The sequence below is a fragment of the Streptomyces sp. genome (genome assembly GCF_036566765.1).
Taxonomy (GTDB): Bacteria; Actinomycetota; Actinomycetes; order Streptomycetales; family Streptomycetaceae; genus Streptomyces.
This window is the reverse complement of record NZ_DATCVQ010000742.1, coordinates 1-8134: the sequence shown is the minus strand read 5'-3', so window position 1 is coordinate 8134 and position 8134 is coordinate 1. Positions and strand designations below refer to the sequence as shown.

Genomic DNA, 8134 nt, shown 5'->3' with positions numbered 1-8134 from the left:
CGGGGCCGGATGGCCCAGGACCTGCTCGGCGCGCACAAGGCCGGGCGCGTGGAGGTGGCGATCGGCCGCGCCTCCGACTACTTCGGGCCGCGCGGCGGCGCCCAGTCCAACCTCGGCGACCTGGTCTTCCCAGCCCTCCTGGCCGGCCGTACCGCCACCGTCCTTGGCGATCCGGACCAGCCGTACACGTACACCTTCAGGTTGACCCTGGGTCAGGCCGGAGGCCGGCTGCAACGGCCTGACGCCGAGGCGGGCACAGCAGATCCGAAGGAGCGACATGTCCGTCACCGCTCCCGGCCAGGGGCAGGACCGTCCGGAACTGCGGAAGGCGATCGAGGAGATCGTCGAGTCCGGTCTTCTCGGAGTGCAGCCGCGGGTGAACGACGTACAGGGCGAGTGGGCCGGCAGCGCCGGGGCGCGCGAGCTGGGCCAGAGCGCAAAGCCGTTGACCGGCGGGCACTTCCGCATCGGCAGCAGCACCAAGAACTCCTTCTCGGCCTCGGTGTTCATGCCGGCGGCCGAGGGCGACATCGGCCTGGACGCCCCGGCTGGCGACCACCTGCCCGGGTCCGGGCTGGACCGGCGGATCACGGTGCGGATGCTGCTGCGGCACACCACGGTCCCAGATGACGCGACGTCACCGTGGCAGATCGGCGCTGATCGTCGTCGCGGAATGCGTGCCGGAACCCGTTACTCGCCGGCAAAGCCGACAGGTGAGTGTGTTCAGGGCTCGCTGCCTGGGCCCGAACCCTTGTGTGCGGATTCCGACTCGTCTAGCGTCCCGTCCATCTGGGACAACCGAAGGCTCTCCGCCCGAAACCCACCACCGGGAATCTGGAGCCACCGTGACCAGTGACGACACCCCCGCACTCCCGCCCCGCCCACAGGCCGGCCTCCTGCTCTGGACGCTGCGGTGAGCGCGCTGGTGCGTCCGTCGGACGACATCGTCGGGCAGTTGCGATCTGCGCTGGGATCGGGGGTGTGCGCGCCGGGAACCGCGGGGTACGAGAATGCGCTGGAGAAGGTCTTCTTTCCCGAGGCCGTCCGCCGACGACCAACGTGCGTCGTGGCGCCCCGCACGGTCGACGAGGTCGCGACCGTCATGAGGGTCGCGTCAGCAACGGGAGCGCGGGTGACCGTGCGTGGCGGCGGTCTGAGCTCGAACTGCGTCGCCGACGGAGCCGTCATGCTGGACCTCTCGGAGCGCCTTGTCTCCGCCCGTCCGGACGGAGACCGAGTGGTCGTCGACGGTGGGGCGACCATGGCCACCATGCTCGGGGTCCTCGCCCCGGCAGGTCGTGCGGTGCCCATCGGCGTCGTCGGCCACGCCGGCCTGGGGATGGCCACCCGAGGGGGCGTCGGCTATCTGACGAGGTCCCTGGGGCTCACCCTCGATCATCTCGTCGGGGTCGAGCTCGTGCTCCCGTCGGGCGACGTCGTTCATCTCTCGGAGAGGAGCTCGGGCGAGGAGGGCGAGCTGTGGTGGGCGGTGCGTGGCTGCGCGCCTTCCGTCGGGGTCGTCACGTCCGCGGCGTTCCGGACCCACGAGATCGGCCCGGTCTGGGTCGACCGGGCGGTGGTGGGTCTGGATGCGCTCGCCGCCTATTTCCGGATTGCTCCCGAGCTTCCGCGAGACACCACCATGAGCGCGGTGCTCGGATATACCTCCCTCTCGCCGGACGAGCCGGTCCTGTTCATCTACACGGCCTGTTCAAGCCCGCACGACGGCGCTATTCGGCAGGCCAGATCAGCGACTTCTGCCGTGGTCGCCGGCGGCGGCTCGCCACCGCTCTACCGCTCGGAGACGTCCGGCCGTTATCCGGACGGACTGCCCGAGTTCGCCATCCCAGGCGCCGGGGGCGCCGAGCCCGACCCGATCCGGCTGCCCAAGCCGGGCGACGGTTCGCGTGGTTCGTTCTTCGGCAAGGCGGCCTTCACCGGTCCCACTCTCGACGCCGTGGTCGCCGCCGCCCTCGCGGACCGGATCCGCGCCGCCCCCACGAAGGCATGCCGCATCGATTTCCAGCACACCGGCGGGGCTCTGGCCGATATCGACGACGCCGCCACCGCGTTCTGGGGCAGAACCAGCGAATGGAGCATCCCGCTCAACGCGATCTGGGACGACGCCGACGACGACGAGGCCTGCAGGACGTGGGCCCGCGACACGCTGCAGGCACTGGCTGCGCACACGGTCGGGGTCTACAGCGTCGAACTACGACCGGGCCTCCCCGAAACCGAGACCGAGACGCTGGCGGCCTACGGCGGCAACCTGGCCCGACTCCAGACGGTTCAACGCCGCTACGACCCCACGGCAGTACTCGCGCCACCGCTCCTGTGACCCGGGCACGGGCGACGTGCGGACAAGGGGGTTCTCTCGGGCTGAACGTGTGGCCCGAGGGCTGCCGCAAGGGTTCGCGCAGCTCAACGCCGGTGACGGTCACCGTAGCCAGGCAACAGCTGCGGTGCCATCGCTGGATCGAGCGATTCCGCGCAGCAGTTGGGTGATGGCTAGCTCTCAGGCAGGGGGCGGTCGTCGATGACGTTTTTCATGACAAGGGTCGAGGTCAGGCGCTGGACCCCGGGCAGTCGGGCGAGCTGCTGGTCGTACAGCTCCTGGAACGCGGTCAGGTCGGCAGTCGCAACTCGCAAAAGGTAGTCGGGTTCGCCGAACAGGCGCTGTGCCTGGAGCACGTGCGGGACGGCGGCCACGGCCTCCTCGAACGCGGTGACGGTGTCGGGGGTCTCCCAGCGCAGGGTGGCGAAGACGAGGGCCTCGAAGTTCAGGCCGACGGCGGCCGGGTCGACGACCGCCCGGTAGCCGCGGATGGCACCTTCGCGTTCGAGGTCGCGCAGGCGGCGGTGACAGGGCGAGACGCTGAGCTGCACGCGAGCGGCCAGCTCGGTGATCGTCAGGCGGCCGTCGAGCTGCAGCTCGGCAAGAATCTTCCGGTCCAAGGCGTCCATGGAGAAGATTCTCCCCCACATCCTCCGATCATGAGGTAAGGACGCAAACACCTTCGGGCGTATCCGGCCTAGCCTTCCCTCCAGAGCAAGAAGCATGAGAGGGAACCAACGATGGACACGACGACCCTGGCGGCCTTCCTGGCGGTGGACCTGCTGCTGGTGTTCACGCCGGGCGCGGACTGGGCGTACGCGATCTCCGCCGGACTGCGGGGACGCTCGGTCGTCCCGGCCGTCACCGGGCTGATCGCCGGACACGCGGCCTATGCGCTCGTGGCCATCGCGGGCCTGGCCGTGATCGTGGCGAGCTCCCCGGCCGCGCTCACCGCCCTGACCGTGGCAGGGGCCGGCTACCTGCTGTGGCTGGGCTGGGGCGTCCTGCGGCAGCCGGCCGTCCCGGCGGCCGGAGGAGAGAGCACGGACTTCTCCCGGCTGCAGGTCATGCTCAAGGGGGCCGGGATCAGCGGTCTGAACCCGAAGGCGCTGCTGCTGTACTTCTCGCTGTTTCCGCAGTTCATCGACCCTGACACGGGCTGGCCGGTCGCCGCGCAGACCGGGGTGCTCAGCACAATGCACCTGACCGCATGCGCCGTCGTCTACCTCGCCGTCGGCGCCCTGGCCCGCACGGTCCTCAGCACCCGGCCCGCGGCCGCCGGGGCCGTCACCCGCATCAGCGGTGTCTTGATGATCGCCATCGGCGCCTTCCTGCTGACGGAACGCCTGGCCGGCTGAGGAACCGCCCCTGTCCCGCTCCACCCCGGCACGGATTCGGAAGAGAGCACAGACGTGGCAGAGCAATTCGGCCGAGGGCGCCAAGCCGGTCCTCCATGCCGTCGCGGTACGCCCGCCGCTCACGGGCGCAGGAACGCAGCGCATTTGGCCTCGGCCTCGCGGGACGCAGCCAGGTGGTCCAGCGAGACCGGGAAGGGAGCGCGCGCCGCGCGCCCTCCCAGTGCAGCTGAGGCAGCCTGGCAGAGCAACACCGCCACGACCCCCGCCACGAGACCGCTCACTCGCGCGATGCCGGTCTCAGCTCCTTCTTTGGAAGGCGTGTTGGGGGCAACCCCTCGCGAGTCCGAATCTCGTCTCCTCCGCCATCACCTCACCACGCACGTTGTGGAAGGGCCCCACCGTTCGAGGTGGGGCCCTTCGACGTACTCCATGTCAGTCGGCGGCCTGCCCGTCCGTTCCCGCCGTGACGGGTTCTTCCGGTGCCGAGGGCAGGCCACGCAGTCGGCTCACCGGGGACAGGACAAGCGCGATCAGCACGGCGGCGGAGCCGATCGCCGCAACAGTCAATGCCCCCCGGGCGCCCATCCGGCCGGACAGCAGGCCCGCGGTCAGGCCGCCGAGTGCGCCGCCGCCGAACAGCAGGGTGCGGAAGACCGCCGTCATCCGGCCCATCATCGACTGCGGGGTACTGGCCTGGCGCAGGCTGACGATGACGACGCCGGCGACGCCGAGTCCGAGGTAGGTGGTGAAGAAGGAGAGGACGAACATCCCCACCATCACCGGCCGGGGGCCGGTGGCCAAGGCGATCAGCGTCGGGCCGATGAGGAGGGCCGACTGGGCGACGAGGTAGACAAGGCCGAGCCGGAAGCGCCGGATCACCTTGCGGGAGATCGCCGCGCCGATCAGGCCGCCCACGGAGGCGGTGGCGAAGATGCCGCCGAGGGTCGTCGAGTCCAGGTGCAGATCCCGTGCCCCGTACAGCAGGAACATCGTCCACACGGTGACCATGGAGAAGTTGCAGCAGAACCCGATCAGGGCCAGCGACCGCAGAACCGGGTTCCTCAGCACCCAGCGCAAGCCGTCCCGGAGTTCGGTCGGCAGGTGCCGCCGTGCGGCCGGCGCTTCGGGACGGGGCTCGGGCGTGCGGATGAGCAGCAGCGAGATCAGGGACACCAGATACGAGAACGCGTCGACGATCAGCGCCACGGGCGCGGTCAGGGCGCCGACCAGGACACCCGCGAGTCCGGGCCCTGCCACATCGGCCGCCGATGAGCTCATCCCCATCTTCGCGCCGGCTTCTACATAGTGCTCGGGGTCGCGTACGAGTGTGGGTACGTACGACATCCAGCTCACGTCGAACAGCACCGAGGCGACGCCGACGGCGCAGGCGATCACAAGGAGCCAGCCCATGCTGAGCGCGTCCGTCCAGTACAGGACGGGGACGAGAGCCAGCAGGATCATCCGGACGAGGTTTGCGCCGAGCATGATCCGCCGCCGCCGGGCCCGGTCCACCCACACCCCGAAGACCAGGGCGAGCCCGAGATACGGGACGAGCTGCAGGAACCGCAGGACGCCGACCTGTTCGTCGGTGGCCTCGAAGGCGATGATGGCGGTCAGCGGCAGGGCGAGGTTCGTGACCTGGGTGCCGAGGAGCGAAAGGGTCTCGCCGAGCCAGAATTTGAGGAAGTCGCCGTTGCGCCAGAGGCTTTCCGTGGACGGCTCCTCGGTGCGTGTCTGCGGATGGGGTCTCCCCCGCTCGAACGGAGTTGAGAGCTTGGGGAAGGTCATCGCCGTCCCTGGCCGGCGAGTTCCGCGACCGCGTCCGCGACGTGGTCCACTTCCTCCTCGGTGTTGTAGTAGTGGGGGGACAGGCGCAGGCACCAGTCGACGTTCTTGTCGCCGAAGTCGAATTGGGCGAACTCGCGGTAGCTGATCGCCGAGTTGATGCCGCGGGCGTCCATGGCCGCCTTGAACGGCTCCGGCTGCCAGCCGTCCACGCCGACGGTGACAAGCGCGGCGAGACGCGGGCCGCGGTCGAGCACGCGGACTCCCGGGATCGGTGCGAGCCGGTCGCGGAGTCGGGCCGCGAGCGCCGGGGTGCGCTGCTCGATGGCCTCGATGCCGACGTTACGGGCGTAGCGAACCGCGGCGGCGCTGCCGAGCACCGTGGCGTACGGGAACTCCCACTCCTCGAACCGGGCCGCCGTCGCCACGGGCTCGTAGCCGCCCGGTTCGGTCCAGCGGGCCCCGTGCATGTCGATGAACAGCGGTTCGTAGCCAGCGCGCAGGACGCGATCGGATACGTACAGGAATCCGGAGCCGCGGGGGCCGCGGAGGAACTTGCGGCAGGTGGCGGTGAGGAAGTCGCAGCCGATCTCCTCCACGTCGAGGACGAACTGGCCCACCGACTGGCAGGCGTCGACGAGGTAGAGCAGGTCCAACTCCCGGCAATGGCGGCCGATTTCGACTACGGGCGAGACGAGGCCCGAGTTGGTGGGGACATGGGTGGCGGACACCAGGCGGGGGCGGTGGGTCCGCATCAGTGCGGCCATCGCCTCCACGTCGACCCCGCCCTCAGGGGTGTTGGGCGCGTGGACGATGCGTATGCCGAACCGCTTGCGCAGGGAGAGGAAGGCGATCTGGTTGGAGACGAAGTCGTCGCGGGTGGTGAGGATGACGTCGTCGGTCTCGAACGGGATCGAGGACAGGGCGTTGGTGTAGGCGTGGGTGGCGCTGCCCGCGAAGGCGATGTTGTCGGGTGTGGTGTTGATGAGGGCGGCGATCTCGGTGTAGAACTCCCGGACTTCGGCGGCCCGGGCGGCCGAGGCCTCGTAACCGCCGATCCGGGCTTCGAGGTTCAGGTGGCCGACCATCACGTCCGTCACGGGTGCCGCCAGCAGTCCGCAGCCCGCGTTGTTGAAGTGGATGACCTGGCGGCACCCCGGGGTGTCGGACCGCAGAGCGGCGATGTCCAGGCGAAGTGCTTCTTGACCAGAACCGGAAGCGCTATTGTTGTCTCTCATGAACGACAGTAGCACTTCTGGTGAGTTGGCCGACAGACTCCGTGCGCTGGTCTCCCGGCTGTCGCCCGGCGACCGGCTGCCGAGCAGCCGGGAGCTGATCAAGGAGTACCGGGTCGGCCCGGCGACAGTGGCGCGGGCCATCGCTGCTCTGGCCGCCGAAGGCGCGGTGGTGACCCGCCCGGGCAGTGGGACCTACGTGGCGCAGCTGGGGCGGCTGCGTGGCGCGGCCGGCGGCAGCGCATCGGACACCGACTGGCAGACGGTCGCCCTCACCGACCGCGCCGTCGACACCCACCTGATCGCCGACCCGCTCGGCCCGCCGCCCGCCGGGACGATCACGATGGACGGCGGCTACGTGCACGGCTCGCTCCAGCCCACCCGGACCCTGAGCGCGGCGCTGGCGCGGGCGGCACGCCGTCCGGACGCCTGGGACCGCGCCCCGGCCGGCGGCCTGATGGCGCTGCGCACCGTGCTCGCCCGGATCGTCGGCGGCAGCGTGGCACCGGAGGACGTGCTGGTCACCGCCGGCGGGCAGAGCGCCCTGTCGATCGCGTTCCGGGCCATCGCCGGGCCCGGCAGCCCGGTCCTGGTCGAGTCCCCCACCTATCCCCGGGCCCTGGCCGCCGCCCGCGCCGCCGGGCTGCGGCCCGTTCCGGTACCGCTCGACTCTGACGGACTGCGGCCCGACATGCTGGCCGACGCGTTCGCGATGACCGGCGCGCGCCTGCTGTACTGCCAGCCGACCTTCCAGAACCCGACCGGCACCGTGCTCGCGCCCGAACGGCGTCGCCAGATCCTCGATGTGGCGCGCGCCTCGGGCGCGTTCGTGCTCGAGGACGACTTCGCACGGCACCTGGGACACGGCGGCGCCGTGCCGCGACCGTTGGTCGCCGACGACCTCGACGGCACGGTCGTCCACGTCACCTCACTCACCAAGCCCGCCGCACCGAGCCTGCGGATCGGGGCGCTGGTGGCCCGCGGACCGGTCATGGAGCGCATGCGGGCGGTGCGCCTGGTCGACGACTTCTTCGTCACCCGCCCGCTCCAGGAGGCCGCGTTGGAAGTGCTCAGCTCCCCCTCCTGGGACCGGCACGTCCGCTCTCTCGGTACGGCGCTGCGGGAGCGGTGCGCCGTGCTGGCCGCCGCAGTCACGCAGGAGATCCCCGGCGCGACCTTGACCGGGTTGCCTACGGGCGGACTACACCTGTGGGTTCGCCTGCCATCGGGCGTGGACGACATGGTCCTCACCGGCGCCGCCCGGCAACGCGGCGTCGCCGTGAGCGCCGGCAGTCGCTACTTCGCCACCGAGCCGCCGGCGGCTCACCTTCGTATCGGGTTCGCCGCGACGGCCGATCACGCCGAGCTGACCGAGGGTGCACGTCGGCTGGCAGCCGCGCTTGCGGATGTCGGCCCTGGGC

8 protein-coding genes are annotated in these 8134 nt (G+C 70.6%); 4 read left to right on the top strand and 4 right to left on the bottom strand.

The window, feature by feature from the left end; all coding sequences use genetic code 11:
* Positions 1-279: hypothetical protein (locus tag VIU94_RS42985; RefSeq protein WP_331920873.1), on the bottom strand; the 279-nt coding region annotated here is incomplete at its 3' end.
* Between VIU94_RS42985 and VIU94_RS42980 the strand changes: the two genes are divergently transcribed.
* Entirely contained in the window at positions 278-856 is a 579-nt protein-coding gene (locus tag VIU94_RS42980) for a serine hydrolase (protein ID WP_331920871.1), read from the top strand. The two genes, VIU94_RS42985 and VIU94_RS42980, sit on opposite strands and share 2 nt — an antisense overlap.
* A 57-nt stretch (positions 857-913) precedes the next feature.
* On the top strand, positions 914-2338 hold the full coding sequence (locus VIU94_RS42975; protein ID WP_331920869.1) for an FAD-binding oxidoreductase: 1425 nt from the start codon (positions 914-916) through the stop codon (positions 2336-2338).
* Between the two features lie 170 nt (positions 2339-2508).
* On the opposite strand, the gene VIU94_RS42970 is transcribed toward VIU94_RS42975, so the two are convergent.
* Positions 2509-2964, bottom strand: coding sequence for an Lrp/AsnC family transcriptional regulator (locus VIU94_RS42970; RefSeq protein ID WP_331920867.1), 456 nt, complete (start codon positions 2962-2964; stop codon positions 2509-2511).
* A 111-nt stretch (positions 2965-3075) separates the two neighbouring features.
* Between VIU94_RS42970 and VIU94_RS42965 the strand changes: the two genes are divergently transcribed.
* Positions 3076-3693: a LysE family translocator gene (locus tag VIU94_RS42965; protein WP_331920865.1), complete on the top strand. Its 618-nt coding sequence runs from the start codon at positions 3076-3078 to the stop codon at positions 3691-3693.
* A gap of 432 nt (positions 3694-4125) precedes the next feature.
* Here the strand turns inward: VIU94_RS42965 and VIU94_RS42960 are convergent, their stop codons facing one another.
* Complete coding sequence (locus VIU94_RS42960; protein WP_331920863.1) at positions 4126-5481, bottom strand: MFS transporter; 1356 nt, start codon at positions 5479-5481, stop codon at positions 4126-4128.
* Complete coding sequence (locus tag VIU94_RS42955) at positions 5478-6716, bottom strand: aminotransferase class V-fold PLP-dependent enzyme (RefSeq protein ID WP_331920861.1); 1239 nt, start codon at positions 6714-6716, stop codon at positions 5478-5480. The genes VIU94_RS42960 and VIU94_RS42955 overlap by 4 nt, the downstream gene beginning before the upstream one ends.
* Between VIU94_RS42955 and VIU94_RS42950 the strand changes: the two genes are divergently transcribed.
* Positions 6715-8134 (top strand): aminotransferase-like domain-containing protein (locus tag VIU94_RS42950; protein WP_331920859.1); only part of this gene is annotated, 1420 nt, incomplete at its 3' end. The genes VIU94_RS42955 and VIU94_RS42950 overlap by 2 nt on opposite strands.